This is a genomic window from Mycobacterium sp. D16Q13 (genome assembly GCF_002013375.1).
GTDB lineage: Bacteria > Actinomycetota > Actinomycetes > Mycobacteriales > Mycobacteriaceae > Mycobacterium.
Window position 1 is genome coordinate 122,294 of record NZ_MAEW01000019.1, and the last position, 19,809, is coordinate 142,102.

The 19,809-nt window shown below is 65.3% G+C and carries 19 protein-coding genes and 1 tRNA gene; 17 read left to right on the forward strand and 3 right to left on the reverse strand.

The features are described from left to right. The first annotated feature begins 25 nt into the window (after positions 1-25). The 16 genes from B4400_RS20085 to B4400_RS20160 all read left to right on the forward strand — a co-directional run bounded on the left by B4400_RS20085 (position 26) and on the right by B4400_RS20160 (position 15,734). Positions 26-235, forward strand: a complete 210-nt coding sequence (locus tag B4400_RS20085) for a hypothetical protein (RefSeq protein ID WP_078303231.1) — start codon at positions 26-28, stop codon at positions 233-235. 2 nt (positions 236-237) lie between these two features. Continuing rightward, positions 238-1,044: a TlyA family RNA methyltransferase gene (locus tag B4400_RS20090; protein WP_078312332.1), complete on the forward strand. Its 807-nt coding sequence runs from the start codon at positions 238-240 to the stop codon at positions 1,042-1,044. Continuing rightward, on the forward strand, positions 1,044-1,997 hold the full coding sequence (locus B4400_RS20095) for an NAD kinase (RefSeq protein ID WP_078312333.1): 954 nt from the start codon (positions 1,044-1,046) through the stop codon (positions 1,995-1,997). The genes B4400_RS20090 and B4400_RS20095 overlap by 1 nt, the downstream gene beginning before the upstream one ends. Positions 1,998-1,999: 2 nt before the next feature. After that, positions 2,000-3,769, forward strand: a complete 1,770-nt coding sequence (gene recN / locus B4400_RS20100; RefSeq protein ID WP_078312334.1) for a DNA repair protein RecN — start codon at positions 2,000-2,002, stop codon at positions 3,767-3,769. Between the two features lie 162 nt (positions 3,770-3,931). After that, complete coding sequence (gene steA / locus B4400_RS20105) at positions 3,932-5,116, forward strand: putative cytokinetic ring protein SteA (RefSeq protein WP_078312335.1); 1,185 nt, start codon at positions 3,932-3,934, stop codon at positions 5,114-5,116. 7 nt (positions 5,117-5,123) lie between these two features. Beyond that, positions 5,124-6,068: a copper transporter gene (locus B4400_RS20110; RefSeq protein WP_078312336.1), complete on the forward strand. Its 945-nt coding sequence runs from the start codon at positions 5,124-5,126 to the stop codon at positions 6,066-6,068. 143 nt (positions 6,069-6,211) lie between these two features. Continuing rightward, positions 6,212-7,906 carry a CTP synthase gene (gene pyrG, locus B4400_RS20115; protein ID WP_078312337.1) on the forward strand — a complete coding sequence of 565 codons (1,695 nt, stop codon included), beginning with the start codon at positions 6,212-6,214 and terminating at the stop codon, positions 7,904-7,906. Next, complete coding sequence (locus B4400_RS20120) at positions 7,899-8,543, forward strand: NUDIX domain-containing protein (protein WP_078312338.1); 645 nt, start codon at positions 7,899-7,901, stop codon at positions 8,541-8,543. The genes pyrG and B4400_RS20120 overlap by 8 nt, the downstream gene beginning before the upstream one ends. Continuing rightward, positions 8,540-9,487 (forward strand): site-specific tyrosine recombinase XerD, encoded by a 948-nt coding sequence (gene xerD / locus B4400_RS20125; RefSeq protein ID WP_078312339.1) that lies wholly within the window; start codon positions 8,540-8,542, stop codon positions 9,485-9,487. Before B4400_RS20120 ends, xerD begins: the two co-directional genes overlap by 4 nt. A gap of 116 nt (positions 9,488-9,603) precedes the next feature. Further along, the gene (locus B4400_RS20130) at positions 9,604-10,485 is read left to right on the forward strand and encodes a ParA family protein (RefSeq protein ID WP_078312340.1); all 882 of its coding nucleotides are present in this window, start codon (positions 9,604-9,606) and stop codon (positions 10,483-10,485) included. 26 nt (positions 10,486-10,511) lie between these two features. Beyond that, entirely contained in the window at positions 10,512-11,378 is an 867-nt protein-coding gene (locus tag B4400_RS20135) for a segregation and condensation protein A (protein ID WP_139360379.1), read from the forward strand. After that, positions 11,375-12,145 carry an SMC-Scp complex subunit ScpB gene (scpB, locus tag B4400_RS20140; protein WP_078312342.1) on the forward strand — a complete coding sequence of 257 codons (771 nt, stop codon included), beginning with the start codon at positions 11,375-11,377 and terminating at the stop codon, positions 12,143-12,145. Before B4400_RS20135 ends, scpB begins: the two co-directional genes overlap by 4 nt. 1 nt (position 12,146) lies before the next feature. Beyond that, positions 12,147-12,887: a pseudouridine synthase gene (locus B4400_RS20145; protein ID WP_078312343.1), complete on the forward strand. Its 741-nt coding sequence runs from the start codon at positions 12,147-12,149 to the stop codon at positions 12,885-12,887. Positions 12,888-12,895: 8 nt separating this feature from the next. After that, positions 12,896-13,570, forward strand: a complete 675-nt coding sequence (gene cmk / locus B4400_RS20150) for a (d)CMP kinase (RefSeq protein ID WP_078312361.1) — start codon at positions 12,896-12,898, stop codon at positions 13,568-13,570. Further along, on the forward strand, positions 13,567-14,967 hold the full coding sequence (gene der, locus B4400_RS20155; RefSeq protein ID WP_078312344.1) for a ribosome biogenesis GTPase Der: 1,401 nt from the start codon (positions 13,567-13,569) through the stop codon (positions 14,965-14,967). The genes cmk and der overlap by 4 nt, the downstream gene beginning before the upstream one ends. Before the next feature lie 200 nt (positions 14,968-15,167). Beyond that, positions 15,168-15,734, forward strand: coding sequence for a LysM peptidoglycan-binding domain-containing protein (locus B4400_RS20160; protein WP_078312345.1), 567 nt, complete (start codon positions 15,168-15,170; stop codon positions 15,732-15,734). Positions 15,735-15,821: 87 nt separating this feature from the next. Here the strand turns inward: B4400_RS20160 and B4400_RS20165 are convergent, their stop codons facing one another. Then, positions 15,822-17,186, reverse strand: a complete 1,365-nt coding sequence (locus B4400_RS20165; protein ID WP_078312346.1) for an HNH endonuclease signature motif containing protein — start codon at positions 17,184-17,186, stop codon at positions 15,822-15,824. 162 nt (positions 17,187-17,348) lie between these two features. On the opposite strand from B4400_RS20165, the gene B4400_RS20170 reads away from it, so the two are divergent. Next, positions 17,349-17,425, forward strand: a tRNA-Pro gene (locus tag B4400_RS20170). Between the two features lie 400 nt (positions 17,426-17,825). Here the strand turns inward: B4400_RS20170 and B4400_RS20175 are convergent. Beyond that, positions 17,826-19,520 (reverse strand): potassium channel family protein, encoded by a 1,695-nt coding sequence (locus B4400_RS20175; protein WP_078312347.1) that lies wholly within the window; start codon positions 19,518-19,520, stop codon positions 17,826-17,828. Between the two features lie 125 nt (positions 19,521-19,645). After that, positions 19,646-19,809, reverse strand: a 164-nt coding sequence (locus B4400_RS20180) for a P-II family nitrogen regulator (protein WP_286151580.1), incomplete at its 5' end; no start/stop codon positions are given.

Here is a 19,809-nt window from a genome sequence, read left to right on the forward strand (position 1 = left end):
GGGAGATCCACTAGCCTTGAGCGCGATGACCACCCCGAACGATGTCGCCCGCCAGGCTGGTGGACCTGACCCCGATGAGGTCCGGTCCCAGGTTCAGGCGCTGCTGGGTCAGCTCGACCCACCCGCCGGCTTCGGCGAATCCGAGGCTGAACTGGATCTCGAGACCCAAGCCCAGGTCCTGGAGCAGGCACATGATGTGTTGGTCCGAGCACTGGAATCCGCGGAGCAGGGATAGCCATGGCCCGGCACGCCAGGGTCGACGCCGAATTGGTGCGCCGAGGACTCGCGCGTTCGCGTCAGCAGGCAGCTGAACTGATCGACGCGGGCCGGGTGCGTATCGACGGCATACCGGCCGCCAAGGCCGCGACAGCCGTGCCGGCGACGGCATCCCTTGTGGTGCAGGGGGAGCCCGGGGACAAGTGGGTATCGCGCGGCGCTCACAAACTTCTCGGGGCACTTGACGCCTTTGGCCCACAGGGGCTTTCCGTCGACGACAAGCGCTGCCTGGACGCCGGGGCATCGACGGGCGGGTTCACCGAGGTACTCCTGCGCTCGGGCGCACGCGAGGTGGTGGCCGCCGATGTCGGGTATGGACAACTGGCCTGGTCCCTGCAGTCCGACGACCGGGTCACGGTTCTCGATCGGACCAATGTGCGCACCCTGACCCCCGAGCTGATCGGCGGACCAGCGCAACTGATCGTCGCCGACCTCTCCTTCATATCGCTCGCTTTGGTTCTCGATGCGCTGATCGCCTGTGCCACAACCGATGCCGATATCGTGCCGATGGTCAAACCCCAGTTCGAGGTGGGTAAGGAGCTAGTCGGCACCGGAGGAGTGGTGCGTGATCCGCAGCTGCGCGCCGATGCTGTGGTGTCCGTTGCCCGCCGCGCGCAGACGCAGGGTTGGCACACCGCGGGAGTGACGGCCAGCCCGCTGCCCGGGCCGTCCGGAAACGTCGAGTACTTCCTATGGCTACGGAAAACAGATTCCGGCCTGGATGTTGAGGCAGCCGTTGCCGAAGCTATTACGAAGGGGCCGCAGTGATGACCCGCGCGGGCGAAGAACATCAGACGCAGGCGACCGAACGCAAAATCCTGCTGGTCGCTCACACCGGCCGTGAGGAGGTGACCGAGACCGCCCGCCGCGTCGCGAAAACGCTGGGGGAGAACGGCATCACGCTGCGGGTGCTGTCCGCGGAGGCCATCGATCGCGGACCGGTACACCTGGACCCGATTGAGTTTCGCTCGCTCGGCGTAGGCGTCGAGGTTGTCGACGCCGATCAGGATGCCGCCACCGGCTGCGAGTTGGTTTTGGTTCTGGGCGGGGACGGCACCTTCCTCCGGGCAGCCGACCTCGCACGCAGCGCGACCGCACCCGTACTCGGAGTCAACCTGGGCCGCATCGGTTTTCTCGCCGAGGTGGAGGCCGAGGCGATCGACGCCGTCCTCACCCATGTGGTGGAGGGCACCTACCGCGTCGAGACCCGGATGACACTGGACGTGCTGGTCCGCATCGGCGGCGACGTGGTGGAACGCGGCTGGGCACTCAACGAGGTGAGCATCGAAAAGGGTCCCCGGCTTGGCGTGCTCGGCGTGGTACTGGAGGTGGACGCTCGTCCGGTATCGGCGTTCGGGTGCGACGGAGTTCTCGTCTCCACCCCAACGGGATCCACCGCCTACGCGTTCTCGGCCGGTGGACCGGTTGTCTGGCCCGACCTGGACGCGATTCTCGTGGTGCCCAACAACGCTCACGCATTGTTCGCTCGGCCGATGGTGACTAGCCCCGCCTCCACCGTGGCCGTCGAGATCGAGGCCGACGGGCATGACGCACTGCTCTTCTGTGACGGCCGCCGCGAGATTCGGGTACCGCCGGGCGGGCGGGTCGAAGTGGTGCGCGGCCATCAGCCGGTGCTGTGGGCACGCTTGGACAGCAAGCCATTCGCGGATCGGGTCGTGCGTAAGTTCCACTTGCCCGTCAAGGGCTGGCGGGGAAGGTAGTCGTGCTCACCGAGATTCGCATCGAGTCCCTTGGCGCCATCCCTGCTGCCACCGCGGAGTTCGACAGCGGGCTGACCGTGCTGACCGGCGAAACCGGCGCCGGTAAGACCATGGTGGTCACCAGTTTGCATCTGCTCGGCGGCGCGCGCGCGGACGCCAACCGGGTGCGGGCGGGTGCGGACCGTGCCGTGGTCGAGGGCCGATTTCTCACGACCGATCCGCTGGGCGCCGAGCCCACCGATGTCACCGAGGTGCTGGATTCCTCGGGAGCGCAACGGGACGACGACGGCAGCGTGATCGCGGCGCGCTCGGTGACCTCAGATGGCCGCTCCCGCGCGTACCTGGGTGGACGCAGCGTGCCCGCCAAGTCACTCGCTAGCTTCACCGCGGGTCTGCTCACGGTGCACGGCCAGAACGACCAGCTGCGTCTGATGCGCCCCGAGCAGCAGCTCGCGGCATTGGACAGATTCGCCTCGGAAGGTCCGGCCAGTATCGAGGCGTTACTGACCACCTACCGCAAGCTGCGCGAGGAATGGCTCACCGCGCGGCGCGACCTCATCGACCGCACCAACCGGGCGCGTGAGCTCGCGCAGGAAGCCGACCGACTTGGATTCGCGCTCAACGAGATCGATGCCGTCGACCCCAAACCGGGGGAGGACGATCAACTCACCGCCGAGATCCATCGCCTGTCCGAACTCGACGCGCTGCGTGATGCGGCGGCCTCCGCGCGTGCGGCGCTGGCGGGCTCGGATTCGAATGGCGCGGCCGACGATTCCCATTCGGCGATCGATCGCATCGCGAAGGCCAAGGTTCTGCTGGAGGCCACCGACGATGCCGCACTGCGGGCTCTGGCGCCACAATTGGCCGAGGCGCTCGCGGTGGTCAGTGACGTATCCCGTGAGCTGACCGCGTTTACCGACGAATTGCCGAGTGATGCAAGCACGCTCGAGGGGAAGCTGGCACGCCAGGGACAGTTGCGCACGCTGACCCGCAAGTACGCCGCCAACCTCGATGGGGTGATCGCGTGGGCGCAGGAGGCACGCGGCAGGCTGGCCGAGGTCGACACCTCCGAAGAAACACTCAATGCCATCTCCGCCCGCGTGGATCGACTCGCCAGCGAACTGGCCACCGCCGCAACAGGTCTGACCAAGGCACGTACCAAGGCAGCCAAGGCGCTGGGCAAAGCCGTCACTGCCGAGCTGGCGGGTCTGGCGATGGACCGAGCCGCGTTCACCATCGCCGTGGAGCCCATTCCGGCTCGCACCGATGATGTGGCGCCCTTGACGCTGCCGTCCGGGCAGACGGTGCACGCCGGATCAGCGGGTGCCGATGCCGTCGAATTCGGATTCGCCGCGCATCGCGACAACCCCATGCTGCCGCTGGCCAAGAGCGCATCCGGTGGCGAGCTCTCGCGCGTAATGCTGGCCCTCGAGGTGGTGCTTGCCGCCTCGACTGCCGGGACCACCATGGTGTTCGACGAAGTCGATGCGGGTGTGGGCGGCCGTGCGGCCGTGCAGATCGGCAGGCGGTTGGCCAAGCTGGCGCACACCCACCAGGTGATCGTCGTGACGCACCTGCCCCAGGTCGCCGCGTTCGCCGATATCCACCTCACGGTCGACCGGGTAAGCAGCAAGGGCAGCGGCGTGCGCCGTCTGGACGACGAGGATCGGGTTGCCGAGCTGGCCCGGATGCTCGCCGGGCTCGGCGACTCCGACACCGGCCGGGCGCATGCGCGTGAGCTGCTGGACGCCGCCCGCTCCGAGCGAGGCTGAGTCCTACTCCACGAGCAGAGGCTTGTGGTACGCAAACCGCAGGTGACCAGCGCGATACGCGCCCGCTCGGCCTCGATTCCAGGGGTGCTGGAGTGACTAATGTGACAGGTGTTACGGCGCGCCTCCACTGCCTGAGCTGCCCCGCGAGCCATCATCAGCTGTATGAACTTGACCACGATGCTCACTCGAAGCAGCAGCTCCCGGCCTGGCATCGTCGGAACAGTACGGACCGACAGGGACATCAACCGGCTGCTCCAACGCCTCAATCCGGGTGATATTGCCGTCATCGACATCCTGGATCTGGATCGGATCACGGCAGACGCTCTCGTCGACGCGCGCGTCAGCGCCGTCGTGAACGTCTCACCGTCGATCTCCGGTCGCTACCCGAATCTGGGGCCCGAGGTGCTGGTCGCCAACGGCATCATCCTCATCGACAGCATCGGACCCGAGGTCTTCAAAAAGGTCAAGGACGGCTCCACGGTTCGCGTGCACAACGGCGGCATCTACAACGGTGACCGCCGCCTCATCGCCGGGACGCCGCGCACCGATGCGGATGTGCACCACCTGATGACCGAGGCCAAGACCGGATTGGTCGCGCACCTGGAGGCCTTCTCCGGCAACACCATCGAGTTCATCCGCAGCGAGAGTCCGCTGCTGATCGACGGCATCGGTATCCCGGACGTCGACATCGACCTGCGTAATCGCCATGTCATCGTTGTGTCCGACGGCGTGGGTGCCGCCCACGACCTGAAGAACCTCAAGCCGTTCATCAAGGAGTACCAACCGGTTCTCATCGGAGTCGGGACCGGCGCCGACATCCTGCGCAAGGCCGGCTACCGGCCGCTCATCGTGGTGGGGGACCCGCTGCTGATGAGTAACGATGTCCTGAAATCCGGCGCGCAGGTTGTTCTTCCCGCCGACGCCGACGGGCACGCCGCCGGGCTCGAGCGCATCCAGGACCTGGGAGTCGGCGCTGTGACCTTCCCGGCGGCGGGTTCGGCCGCCGACCTGGCGCTGCTGCTGGCCGATCACCACGGCGCATCGTTGATCGTGACGGTGGGGCATACCGCATCCATCGAAGAGTTCTTCGATCGCGAACGCCAGCAGTCCAATCCGTCAACCTTCCTGACCCGGCTCAAGGTCGGTGCCAAGCTTGTCGACTCAAAGGCCGTTGCGACGCTGTACCGCAACCGGTTCTCCGGTGGGGCGATCGCCTTGTTGATCCTGGCGGTACTGGTCGCCGTGATCACGATGCTGTGGGTCACCAGCGCGGGCGACAGCGCGGCCGAATGGCTGCTCGCCTATTGGAACCGGCTGACGGTGTGGGTGCAGAACCTAGTCAGCTGAGCTACCCGTGATCACTCTGCGCCAGCACGCAATATCCCTCGCCGCGGTCTTCCTCGCCCTGGCGGTCGGCGTCATACTCGGTTCCGGCTTGCTCAACGACACGCTCCTGTCGGGTCTACGCGACGACAAGCGCACCCAGCAGCGGCAGATCGAAGACCTCAATCAGGACAAGAACGCTCTCAACGAGAAGCTCAACGCCGCAAGCAATTTCGATGCCACCATGGCGCCTCGAATGGTCAAGGATGTCCTGAGCGATCGAAAGGTGGTGTTGTTCACCACCCCGGAGGCAGACCGTTCCGATGTCGACGGGATCGCCCAGCTGATATCCACCGCCGGCGGATCGGTATCGGGCCGAGTCGGGCTGACCGACCAGTTCACCGACGCCAATCAAGGTGAGCGGCTGCGCACCATCGTGAACTCATCGATCCTGCCCGCCGGGACCCAGCTGCGCACCGATGTCGTAGACCAGGGATCGCAGGCCGGTGACCTGGTCGGCATCGTGCTACAGATTGCCCCGCACAAACCGGAGGAACCGGCACCGCCGGTGACCGACGAGCAGCGTGACATCGCATTGTCGGCGCTGCGTCAGAGCGGATTCATCACCTACACCGACGGACAGGTGTCGGCGGGGAACCTCGCGGTGATCGTGACCGGGGGAGCACTACCCGACGATGCCGGGAACAAGGGGTCCAGCGTGGCGCGATTCGCTGCCGCGCTGGATCGGCGCGGCTCCGGCACCGTCCTCGTCGGCCGCAGCGGATCGGCCAATGGCATCGCATCGATCGCGGTGACCCGGGCCGACGGTTCCATGGCCTCGGCGGCGAGCACCGTCGACGACGTGGAGATGGCCTCGGGCCGCATCACCACCGTCCTGGCGCTGCGGGAACAGTCTGACGGCCACTCGGGCCGGTACGGACTTGGTCCCGGAGCTACCTCCATCACGGTGCCCTAGACGGCCACAAAAAGGGGATCTAGGCCACACCGCGCGGCGTGTTCGGCGCCTGTTGTCGGTGTCTTTGTTAGGGTGAGGTTCCGTGGGTCAGCAGGGCCCCGAGCCAGTCAGAATTGCCCTGCGCAGTCGTCACGGGAGCCTTCTTGCCAGGTCTACGCAAGCATCCTCAATCCGCCACTCGGCACCTCTTCGTCAGCGGCGGAGTTGCCTCCTCGCTGGGCAAGGGACTGACCGCCTCGAGCCTCGGGCAACTGCTCACGTCACGCGGTTTGCACGTGACCATGCAGAAGCTCGACCCGTACCTCAATGTGGATCCGGGCACCATGAACCCGTTCCAGCATGGCGAGGTCTTCGTGACCGAGGACGGGGCCGAGACCGATCTCGATGTCGGGCATTACGAGCGCTTCCTGGACCGCGACCTGTCGGGATCGGCGAATGTCACGACGGGACAGGTCTATTCGTCTGTCATCGCCAAGGAGCGCCGCGGTGAGTACCTCGGTGACACCGTGCAGGTGATCCCGCACATCACCGATGAAATCAAGAGCCGCATCCTGGCGATGGCCGAGCCCGACGCCAATGGCAAGCGGCCCGACGTGGTCATCACCGAGATCGGCGGCACCGTCGGCGATATCGAATCGCAGCCGTTCCTGGAGGCAGCGCGCCAGATCCGGCATGACGTCGGCCGTGACAACGTCTTCTTTCTGCACGTCTCCCTGGTGCCGTACCTCAAGCCGTCCGGTGAGCTCAAGACCAAGCCGACGCAACACTCGGTCGCCGCGCTGCGCAGCATCGGTATCACCCCCGATGCGCTGATCCTGCGCTGTGATCGGGAGGTGCCCGAGCCACTCAAGAACAAGATCGCGCTCATGTGCGACGTCGATGTCGACGGCGTGATCTCCACGCCGGACGCCCCGTCCATCTACGACATCCCGAAGGTTCTGCATCGCGAGGAGCTCGACGCGTATGTGGTGCGCCGGCTCAATCTGCCCTTCCGCGATGTCGATTGGACAGAGTGGGGCGATCTGCTGCAACGCGTGCACGAGCCCAGTGAGTCGGTGCGAATCGCCTTGGTGGGCAAGTACATCGATCTGCCTGATGCCTATCTGTCGGTCACCGAGGCACTGCGTGCCGGCGGGTTCCGGCACCGCACAAAGGTGGACATCAAATGGGTGCCCTCCGACGATTGTGAGACAGAGGCCGGCGCGCAGTCCGCGCTCGGTGATGTCGACGGGGTGCTGATCCCCGGCGGCTTCGGCATCCGGGGCATCGAGGGCAAGCTGGGCGCCATCTCCTACGCACGTAAGCGGCGCATCCCGATGCTCGGCCTGTGCCTCGGACTGCAGTGCATGGTGATCGAGGCGGCGCGCTCGGCCGGTCTCGCCGATGCCAACTCCGCGGAATTCGATCCGAACACCCCGAGCCCGGTGATCGCCACCATGGCAGATCAGGTGCGGGCGGTCGCCGGTGAGGCAGACCTGGGCGGAACGATGCGCCTCGGTGCCTATCCGGCCGTTCTGGAAGCCGACTCCATCGTTGCCGAGGCGTACGGAACGACCGACGTGTCCGAACGACACCGGCATCGGTATGAGGTGAACAACCCCTACCGCGACAAGATCGCCGAGAGCGGCCTGCGGTTCTCCGGGACGTCGCCCGACGGGCACCTGGTGGAGTTCGTGGAGTATCCGAGGGATGTGCACCCGTTCGCGGTGGCCACCCAGGCCCATCCCGAGCTCAAGAGCCGCCCCACTCGTCCACATCCGCTGTTCGTCGCGTTCATCCGCGCTGCGATGGAATACAAAGCGGCCGAGCGCCTTCCGCTGGACCCTGACAGTGAGTAGCGGGACTCCCGGGGAGGGAGAACGCCATGAGTTCCTCACCCTGGAGTCCGAGCCCGTGTACATGGGCGGCATTCTGGCGTTGCGCCGCGATCGTGTCGCGATGCCCGGCGGCGGCAGCGCGATCCGCGAGGTAGTCGAGCATTACGGGGCGGTGGCCGTCGCCGCCGTCGACGAGGTCGGACGGGTCGCGCTGGTGCATCAGTACCGCCATCCGCTCGGGCACCGGCTCTGGGAACTGCCCGCCGGCCTGCTGGATATCGCGGGGGAGGACACCCAACTGGCGGCCGCACGTGAACTGCAGGAAGAGGCCGGCGTCGAGGCCACCACCTGGCGGGTACTCGTGGACGCCGCCGCCTCACCCGGGTTCACCGACGAGGTGGTCAGGGTCTTTCTGGCCACCGGACTGTCGCATCCGGGCCGCGGCGAAAGTCATGACGAAGAGGCCGATATGACGGTGCACTGGGTGCCGTTGGCTGAGGCGGTGTCCATGGTGCTTGCCGGTGAGATCGTGAATGCCATTGCCGCGGCGGGCATTCTGGCCGCGCATGTGGCCCTCGCCGGTCATCACACACGCGCTTCGGACGCCCCCTGGCCGGATCGGCCCACGGCCTTCGCGCAACGTAAGGCCCGAATGTGACGGTGGCGGTCCGGCTCCTGGACGGTGAGATCCAGTCTTATCTGGATCACCTCGACGTGGAACGCGGCGTCGCCGCCAACACACTGAGCTCATACCGTCGCGACCTGCGCCGCTATCGGCAGCATCTCGCCGACCGCAAGATCGACCGCCTCGCCGACGTGTCCGAATCCGATGTGAGCGATTTCGTGGTCACGTTGCGCCGGGGCGACCCCGACAATGGCGTGCCGGAGCTGTCCGCGTCCTCGGCCGCCCGCGCGCTGATCGCCGTGCGTGGACTGCACCGGTTCGCAGCCCTCGAAGGGCTGGCCCCGACCGATGTCGCTCGCGCCGTCAAGCCGCCGACCCCCAATCGGCGGCTGCCCAAGAGCCTGACGATCGACCAAGTAGAGGCCCTGTTGGCCGCGGCGGGCGGAGGTGCCACGGACGGCCCGCTCGATCTTCGCAACCGCGCGCTCCTGGAACTGCTGTATTCGACCGGGGCACGCATTTCCGAGGCCGTGGGGCTCGATGTCGACGATGTCGACGTCCAGGCCCGCTCAGCCCTGCTCTGGGGCAAGGGCGGCAAGCAGCGGCTGGTGCCCGTGGGGCGCCCCGCGGTGGAAGCGCTTCAGGCCTATCTCGTACGCGGCCGTCCGGATCTGGCGCGACGAGGACGCGGTGGCGTGCCCGCGCTGTTCCTGAACTCACGGGGTGGGCGATTGTCACGCCAAAGCGCCTGGCAGGTGCTCGCCGACGCTGCCGAGCGGGCCAAGATCAGTGCCGCGGTGTCCCCGCACACGCTGCGACATTCGTTTGCAACGCACCTCTTGGAAGGTGGTGCCGATGTTCGCGTCGTGCAGGAATTACTCGGCCACGCCTCGGTGACGACGACACAGATTTACACGCTGGTCACCGTCAGTTCGCTGCGCGAAGTGTGGGCTGGTGCGCATCCCCGGGCCCGTTAGTAGTCGCCACATGCGCGGGTTGCCGCTACCGAGAGGCGTAACCCCACTAGACTTGCCCGAATGCCTTCGATGAGCCGGGTGCGCGAAGAGGGTCAAGCAGATGACCGGGAGGTGACGTGACGGACGGCAGTCTCGACGCTGACTTCCCCGCCGGCGACGGCGACCTTGACCTCACCGGTCGTCCTCACCAAGACATCCCCGAACCAAAGCCGCTGACCAGCCATGGGCCGGCCAAGGTCATCGCGATGTGCAACCAGAAGGGCGGGGTGGGTAAGACCACGTCGACCATCAATCTGGGTGCCGCGCTGGCTGGGTACGGCCGACGGGTGCTGCTCGTCGACCTGGACCCGCAGGGCGCTTTGTCGGCCGGCCTGGGAATCGCCCACCACGAACTCGAAACCACGGTGCACAACCTGCTGGTCGAGCCCCGCGTATCGGTGGACGACGTCCTCATGCGTACTCGCGTCGAGGGACTCGACCTGATCCCCAGCAACATCGACCTGTCTGCGGCCGAGATTCAGCTGGTCAACGAGGTGGGCCGGGAACACTCGCTGGCCCGCGCGCTGCACCCGGTACTCGACCGCTACGACTACGTGCTCATCGACTGCCAGCCGTCGCTCGGTCTGCTGACCGTGAACGCGTTGGCGTGCTCCGAGGGCGTCGTCATCCCGATGGAATGCGCGTTCTTCTCGCTGCGCGGGCTGGCGTTGCTCACCGACACCGTGGCCAAGGTGCGCGATCGGCTCAACCCCAAGCTGTCGGTGTCCGGAATCGTTATCACCATGTTTGACGCCCGCACCCTGCACGCGCGTGAGGTGATGGCCCGGGTCATCGAGGTATTCGGTGACCAGGTCTTCCACACCGTCATCACCCGCACGGTCCGCTTCCCGGAAACCAGCGTGGCGGGGGAGCCCATCACGACGTGGGCACCCAAATCCTCCGGTGCCCAGGCGTACATCTCGTTGGCTCGCGAGGTAATCGACCGGTTCGAATCGTGACGGTTGAGGTACCGGAAGCGCTGACTATGTCTGATCCGGTCGCGACTTCCATGGAGCCCTCAGTCTCCGACTCCGCTGCGCTGGAACCGGAACCGAAGGCCGCCGATACGCACGGCTTCCGGATTCATCTCACAAACTTCGAGGGTCCGTTCGACCTTCTGCTGCAGCTCATTTCGCAGCATCGGCTCGACGTCACCGAGGTCGCGTTACATCAGGTGACCGATGAGTTCATCGCTTACACCAAGACGTTGGGCGACACCTACAGCCTGGACGAGGTCACCGCCTTCTTGGTCGTGGCGGCCACCCTGCTGGACCTGAAGGCGGCGCGGTTGCTGCCCTCGGGCCAGGTGGACGACTCCGACGACCTGGCCCTGCTGGAAATTCGTGACCTGCTGTTCGCGCGGCTGCTGCAATACCGGGCGTTCAAGCATGTGGCGGAGATGTTCGCCGAACTGGAGGCTGCGGCGCTGCGCTCGTACCCGCGCGCGGTGGCGTTGGAGGAGCGGTTCAGCGAGCTGCTTCCGCCGGTCCACCTCGGGCTCGATGGGGAGCAATTCGCCCAGCTTGCCGCCGGTGCGTTCACCCCCCGGCCGGTGCCGACGGTGGGTCTGAGCCATCTGCATATTCCCCGGGTTTCGGTGCCTGAGCACGCCAAACGGATGGTCGAACTGCTGTCCGCGCGGGGCGCCGGACAGTGGATGACGTTCACGGAGCTGGTCGCCGAATGCGCGGCACCGATCGAGATCGTGGCCCGCTTCCTGGGCGTCCTCGAGCTCTACCGCTCCAAGGCGGTACTATTCGAGCAATCCGAACCGCTTGGACCGCTCCAAGTTTCATGGACCGGTGAGCGCCCGGCGCAGGATGATCTAGAAAAGGCAGTGGACTACGCATGAGTGAGCAGACGATCCCTGTCGAGGGGTCGCGGGAGTCCACTGATCTCGACGCCCCCGTCGACACCGAGATCAGCGCCCTGGAATCCGACTCGGAAGCCTCTGGCGACGCCGAATCGGGTGCGGACGAATTCGTCCCGATGGCCGATGAGGAACTCATCAGCACTCTCGAAGCCCTCTTGCTGGTGGTGGACACACCCATCAGTGCCTCGGCGGTGGCAGCGGTCGTCGCCCAGCCACTGGACCGCGTAGCCGAAGCGCTGCAACGGATTTCCGAGATCCTGACCGATCGCGCCAGCGGAATAGACCTTCGTGAGACCGTGGACGGCTGGCGTATGTACACCCGTGCCCAGTACGCCCCCTACGTCGAGAAGCTGCTGCTGGACGGTGCACGTTCCAAGCTGACCCGTGCCGCACTCGAGACCCTTGCCGTGGTGGCCTATCGACAGCCGGTGACCAGATCCCGCGTCAGTGCCGTCCGCGGCGTGAACGTCGATGCCGTGATGCGGACGCTGCTGATGCGCGGGTTGATCGCCGAATCCGGCACCGATGATGAATCCGGCGCTGTGATGTTCCGCACCACCGAGCTGTTCCTGGAGCGGCTCGGGCTGACCTCATTGACGGACCTTCCCGATATCGCACCGCTTCTTCCCGATATCGACGTGATCGACGACCTATCCGAAAACCTCGGCGACGAGCCGCGGTTCGCGCGGCTCGACCGGACGCCCGCTGACGGCGCCGCACCCGCCTTTACTGTTGATCAGGACTGAAATGAGCGAAGAGGGAATTCGACTCCAGAAGGTGTTGTCGCAAGCGGGAATTGCGTCACGCCGGGTAGCCGAGCGGATGATCTATGAGGGTCGCGTCGAAGTGGACGGTCAGATCGTGACCGAACAGGGCAGGCGAATCGATCCGGCGGTCAACGTGGTTCGTGTCGACGGCGTACGCGTGATCATGAATTCCGAACTGGTGTACCTGGCGCTCAACAAGCCCTACGGCATGCTGTCGACCATGTCGGACGACCGGGGTCGCCCCTGCATCGGGAAGCTGATCGAGGAGCGGGTGCGAAGCAATCAGGGCGTGCGCAATGTGGGGCGCCTCGACGCCGAGACCGTCGGGCTGATCCTGCTCACCAATGACGGAGAGCTGACTCACCGTCTTATGCACCCCTCCTACGAGGTGCCCAAGACGTATATCGCCACGGTGGCAGGCACGGTGCCGCGTGGCCTCGGCAGACAGCTGCGTGATGGCGTGGAGCTCGCCGACGGACCGGCGAAGATTGACGATTTCAAGTTCCTCGGCACTGTGGACGGCCAGACCATGATCCAGCTGACCCTGCATGAGGGACGCAATCGCATCGTGCGGCGGATGCTCGACGCCGTGGGTCATCCGGTGTTGGAGCTGGTGCGCACCAAGATCGGTGATGTGGTGCTGGGCAATCAACGTCCCGGGAGCCTGCGCGCTCTGGGCCGCGACGAGATCGGCTCGCTGTACAAGGCGGTGGGCTTGTGACGCGCGTCGTGGTCGCCATCGACGGCCCGTCCGGCACCGGAAAATCTTCGGTGGCCAAGGAATTGGCCCGGCAGCTCGGCGCCGCATATCTGGACACCGGGGCCATGTACCGGATCGTGACGCTCTGGGTGCTGCGCGCCGGTATCGACCTCGACGATCCCGCAGCCATCTCCGCTGCCACCGAACAGGTTCCCATGTCGGTGGGATCCGATCCCGATGCGCAGACAGCTCTGCTTGCGGGAGAAGATGTTTCAACTCCCATCCGGGGAACCGAGGTCACCGGCGCGGTCTCCGCGGTGTCTGCGGTACCGGCAGTACGCGAGCGGCTAGTGCGGCGGCAGCGCGAGCTGGCCGAGGGCAGTGGTGGTGCGGTGGTGGTAGAGGGCCGCGATATCGGCACCGTCGTGCTCCCCGATGCCGACGTGAAGATCTATCTCACCGCATCGGCACAGGCCAGGGCTCAGCGCCGTAATGCGCAGAACGTTTCCGGCGGCGGAGCCGACGAGTACGACCGCGTGCTCGCCGACGTGCAGCGCCGCGATCATTTGGACTCGACACGAGCGGTGTCGCCATTGCGTCCGGCCGATGACGCGGTGGAGATCGACACCAGCGATATGACACAGGACCAGGTCGTGGCCCACCTGCTGGACTTGGTGCGAACAAAGGCAGGGGCGTCCCGATGACCGACGGCACATGGGTCGATGAAAGCGAGTGGGAACTCGACGAATTCGCCGAAGACGAGGCGGCCGAGGAACCGAGTGCCCCGCCTGCCGTGGTGGCGGTGGTCGGCCGCCCCAATGTCGGCAAGTCGACATTGGTGAACCGGATCATCGGGCGGCGCGAAGCGGTTGTCCAAGACATACCCGGGGTGACCAGGGACCGTGTCTCGTATCCCGCCGAATGGATGGATCGCCGATTCACCGTGCAAGACACCGGTGGGTGGGAGGCCGATGCCTCCGGCCTGCAACAGCTCGTAGCAGAACAGGCGCGGCACGCGATGGCGACCGCGGATCTCATCATCCTGGTGGTCGACGCCACGGTCGGTGCAACCTCAACAGACGAAGACGCGGCGAAGCTGCTGCGCCGCTCGGGTAAGCCAGTTTTCCTGGCCGCCAACAAGGTTGATAGCGACCGGGCCGAGGCCGACGCGGCAACGCTGTGGTCTCTGGGATTGGGTGAGCCCTTTCCCATCAGCGCTATGCACGGGCGTGGGGTCGCGGATCTGCTCGACCGCGTGGTCGCGGACCTGCCTCAGGTGTCCGCACGCGGATCGGGGGAGGGTGGCCCGCGACGCGTGGCTCTCGTCGGAAAACCCAACGTGGGCAAGAGCTCTCTGCTGAATAAGCTCTCGGGGGACCAGCGGTCGGTGGTGCACGATACCGCCGGAACGACCGTTGACCCCGTGGACACCTTGATCGAACTCGACGGCAAGACTTGGCGTTTCGTCGATACGGCCGGTCTGCGCCGCAAGGTCGGACAGGCCTCCGGTCATGAGTACTACGCCTCGCTGCGCACCCATGGGGCCATCGAGGCCGCCGAGGTCGCGATCGTGCTCCTGGACGCATCCCAGCCCATCACCGAACAGGACCAGCGAGTGCTGTCCATGGTGGTCGAGTCCGGGCGCGCATTGGTACTCGCGTTCAATAAATGGGATCTGGTGGACGAGGATCGTCACGACCTCCTTGAACGTGAAGTAGACCTTCAGCTTTCGCAGCTCAGCTGGGCGCAACGCGTGAACATTTCGGCGAAGAGCGGCCGGGCACTCCAGAAATTGGTGCCCGCGCTGGAGTCTGCGCTGCGCTCCTGGGATTCGCGAATTTCCACCGGTCAGCTCAATACCTGGGTCAAGGAAGTGGTTGCCGCGACGCCGCCTCCGGTGCGCGGCGGGAAGCAGCCGCGCGTGTTGTTCATCACCCAGGCCACGTCACGGCCACCGACCTTCGTGCTCTTCACCACCGGTTTCCTCGAGGCGGGGTACCGCCGATTCCTTGAGCGCAGACTGCGCGAAAGCTTCGGCTTCGAAGGCACTCCCATCAGGGTGAATGTTCGGATGCGCGAGAAGCGCGGACCCAAGCGCTAGCTGCCGATGAGATAGCAACGGGCGCAAGCTAAAAGACCTCATGCACATTGCCTTCTCAGGCTCCGTTCACCGAATATTCGCGCTCGTGTTGAGATCTACCCGATCGGAATCGCCCACTTTTTCGGTTTGCCGACCTAGGCTGGTTTGACCGTCTACCATCCTGCGGCGGTAGCAAAACCACCTACGAAAGGCGCAACACAGTGGCGGACACACTCACCCAGGGTCAGAAGCTGGATTCGGGACAGAGCCTCACCTCGAACAACGGCGCGTACACGCTGACTCTGCAGGATGACGGCAACCTGGTTCTGACTGACGGCGGCAGCCCCGTTTGGGCCTCGGACACCAGCGGACACACCGCTGGCCACGCAGAGGTGCAGGGCGACGGCAACTTCGTCGTCTACGACAACGGTGGTGGCGCGCTGTGGAGCAGCAACACCGAGGGTCGCTCCGACGTGAAGCTGGTTCTGCAAGACGACCGCAACCTGGTGCTTTACGCAGGCGCGGATTCGGTCTGGTCTTCGGGCACTCAGACCGACACCCCGGTCGCACCGGCCACCGAGTCCGTTGAGGTTGCTCCTGCAGCCGTGGAGGAGCCTGCTCCTGCCCCGGAGCCCCGCACCTACACCGTCGTGTCGGGAGACACCCTGTGGGCCATCGCCGAGCGTTTCTACGGTGACGGCAACCAGTACCAGAAGATTGCCGACGCGAGCGGGGTTGCCAACCCCGATCTGATTCAGCCGGGTCAGGTTCTGACCATCCCGGAGTAATCACGCCGGCTTAAGCAAGCAGCTTGATGTAAGCCTCTTGGCCCCATCGGCCCCGTCGGGTTAACCCCCGGCGGGGCCGATGTCGTTCTACTCCCGTAAGTAGCCGTCGGGGTGGTGGAACCAATTGATCCGCGGGACGCGCGCCGGATCAACATGTACCGGTGGAATCCACCACGTACGGCCGTCTGGACCGCGGATGGCCCGCCAGTGGTGATCCTTGGGCCCCAGAAGCTTGTGATGTCCCTCGCAGCTGAGGGTGAGTGCGTCCACGTCGGTCTTGCCGCCGTAGGCCCACTCGTCCATGTGGTGCACCTGGCAGTGATACGCCGACCGGTCACATCCTGGGTAGGTGCAGCCACGGTCCTTGGCGGTCAACACGATTCGCTGGTCCTCGCTGGCAATCCGTTTCGCCCGGCCCAGATGCAGAGCGCGCCCGTCGTCGTCGAAGATGGCCAGGTAGTGATGGGCGTGACCGGCCATCCGGATGAGATCTGTGATCGGCAGCAGTGACCCTTCGCCGCCTACGGCGTGGCCCGCCCCCGCTTCGAGTTCCCGCAGTGTTGTCGTGATGACCGTCGTCACCGGCAGCCCGCGGTGGCGGCCCAGCTCGCCCGATGACAACACAGACCGACACACCGCCTTAAGCGCGTCGTGTTGCCGCTGGGCGACCGATCGGGCATCGCGTCGCACTGCTTCGGCATCGGGATTGCCATCTATGCAAGGTGTTTCGCCTTCGGAGTTGCATACGCCGGGTGCTGCGTACTTGGCGAAGATCGCGTCGAGGTAGGAACGCAGTTCGGGATCCAGGTCGAATGCCCCGGGCGTCATGAGATCCGCACCTTGACGCCCCATCCGGAACCCTCGTCGTCGGGCCCGGTCAACGTCCCCGGTAAGACTGCCATCGGGATCCAGATAGGCCAGGAGGCGCTCTGCGGCCCGGCGCAGCTCGTCCGGCCGGAGTGTTCCCGTGAGCCCGGCGAGCTGCTTCTCGGCGGCCGCTCGCGATACCGCGTCCACCGCATGGGGGAGTCGATCCCAGAACTGCCGGATGACCGCAATGTGGTCATGTCCCGCGGTGCCCGCTCGTTGTGCCGTGGCGGTCGCCGCGAGCACCGGCTCGATCGGTTCGCCACTGAGAGACGCTGTGGGGGCCAACTCCGCGGCATCCCGAATGCGCCGACGCGCCTCCGAACGAGTGATCCGCAGCGTGTCGGCGAGCACATCCACCAGACTGGTTCCACCGAACTGGCCCGGGACATGCTCCGCCACCAGCCCATTGATGATTCCATGCGTTGTGGCGGGGATTCTCCGAACGATCCTCTCGACCTCGCGAAGAATGGTTAGTCGTTCATAGTGGGTCAGCGCCCGCGCATCGAGTTCGGACAGCGCGTCAACAGCAGCGGTCAGCCCCGCGAGGGCGCCATCTGCATCGATATCCACTATCGAACTCATGTTCGAATGATAGGGCGCCACTCCGACAAGCGGCCGCCAAATGTTGCGGATGTTTTTGTTGTGACACAAGTGATTTCAGGATCTGCGCACCGCCGAGGGGAATCCGAGTTCAGGATCTCGCCAGACCTACGGTAGGCTTCCGTCTGCTGCTCATAGCGGCGGCGGGCTGTGGCGCAGCTTGGTAGCGCACTTGACTGGGGGTCAAGTGGTCGCAGGTTCAAATCCTGTCAGCCCGACCAGGTACGAGGTGGTTTTCATGCCCCAACTGACGTCAGTTGGGGCGCTGCGGGGTCAGCGGCTACTCGGGTTGAAGCTCTTATGGACGATTTCCAGGTGGTTGCCGTCGACGTCGCCGATGTTGGCCGCGTAATAGCCCCGACCGTAGTAAGTTCGCACGGCCGGCTCGCCCCGCTCTACCTCCCGCCTCGAGGCCGACGCGATAGACGGCGTTGACCTCGTCCTCGTTGTCTGCGACGACTCCGATGTACAAGCCGGTCGGGCACGCTGTCAGGCCCACCTGCCGACGCTTAGTTTCCAGGCTCGCGCCAATCCAGGGGTCTCAGTGTCGTTGCATAGAACAAGAGCGAACGGGTGGGGTCTGTCACCGCGATGTAGACGTGGTCGATCAAGAATGTCTGCTCACGTGAACCGTGTTGCCTGACTGCTCGCACGCCCCATGCGGAGTGTCTCCAGTAGCTCCCGGTACGGTCCGACGACGTAGGCGGTATCCCCGGCCGCCAGCCGGGTGTCTCGACGCGGGTGCAGCCGGATTGGCGTACCGTTCCGGCTGATCGCTACAACCCTTGTCCGCGTCGATAAATCGGCCATCCGCATACCGTCCAGCTCGCTGCGGTCTTCCACGAACACCCCACCGACGGTGAAGGATTGCTGACCGACCGAGAACGTGCTCAGCACATGCAGCCCCATGGCGGCACCGATGAACCACGGCGCCGCGAGATCGACGGTTGAGCGGACGTTACCGAACCCGAACCGCTGAGCCACCGCAGTGCTGAGATTGCGGTCGAAGATCCGCAACACCACCGGGACATCAGACCATCTGGCGCCCAACCGGTTCCGCAACACGATGCCTGTCTCGATATTGACCATATCGTCGTGGGTGAGCACCGCAACCGCCTGCGCCCCATCGATCTGCGCCGCATCCCATGTCTGCGGCAGGGTCGCGTCGCCGAATATGACGGGGATTCCCAGATCGGCGACAGTCGCCAGATACCTGTTGTTCTCGGACTGTTCGATCACGGCGACGTCGTGCCCGGCGGCCTTCAGGTCCTGCGCCACCCGGATGCCGAACGACCCCAGGCCGACCACGATGACATGGTTGGTGAGATTCCGGACCTTACGCCGTCCCGAATTCTGGGCGATGCGCTGCGATAACAGCAGGTCCACGACGAACGCCATGACCACCGCCGTCGTCGCAATCCCGGCGAACATCAGGAAGATGCTGAACAATCGCAACCAGGTCGGCTGGTTGGCGAAGCTGAAGTCCCCGTAGCCCACCGTCGCGATTGTTTCGGTCGAAAAATACAGCGCATCCACGTAACTCATTCCGGGCCGCTGATACGTGTACCGCAGCAGCACCGTGGCCCCGGCCAACAATGCCATCGCAATCCCCAGCGCGCGGAAGAAGATCGGGTTCATGTCCTCCCGGAACGCACGGATGCCGAGCAGTAGCCGCGACACTCCAGAGCGCCGGCCCCCGGACGACATCGTGCCTGATGCCGGCGTCATGCCTTGGGCGGCGAGCTCGTCGACGGTTCCGATCATGGCAGTCCAGTCGCCGCGGCGCACCTGCAAATCCCGTCCTGGGCACGCCACCACTTGGTCGGGAGTGGACGAGCCGTGCCCGTGCACCACGGCAACCGGAGCCAGGTCGCCGTACAACTCGCGCAACGTACCGTCACGCGGCGCATCGGTTCCGGAAATGATGAAGTCCGTACCGGCCGCTGTGATGGTGTGAGTAGTGCGGCGCAGACAGGCCTCGACTACCGAAGGAGCAGCCAGGTCGGCGACACCGAGCACCGCGCCCGGTCCTCCGTCCACCGCGACGGCCTCGCGAAGTACGTCATTGACCATACGGATAACCACACGCACTGTCGGGTTGAGTTGTCGCGCCAGCAGGGCGATTTCGAGATTCTGGGCATCATCAGACCCGGCACACACGATCGCTGCGGCGGCCGCGATCTCCACTTCGCCCAGACCACCGACGCTGTCCAACGCGGCGACGACGACACCGGCGGTCCAGAGCTCTTCCGCGATCCGGATCGCCAGTGCGTCTTTGCCAAAGACGATGGTATGTCTCTCCACCCTTGGTGACATTAGCGCGTAGAGACCGCCTTCACACGACAGACCGCACGACTATCCGCAATAGAAGCTGCACGGGCGCAGAGTGGCCGGGGAACGAAACCAACTGAGCGCAAATATCATCCGGTGTTGTGCGAATGTCAGAGAGCGTCGGCACCCTGCTCGCCGGTGCGCACCCGCACCACCGAGTCAACCGGGCTCACCCATACCTTGCCGTCGCCGATCTTGCCGGTGCGTGCGGCGGTCAGGATGACCTCGACGACCTTGTCGACAGCATCATCGTCAACAAGGACCTCGATCTTGA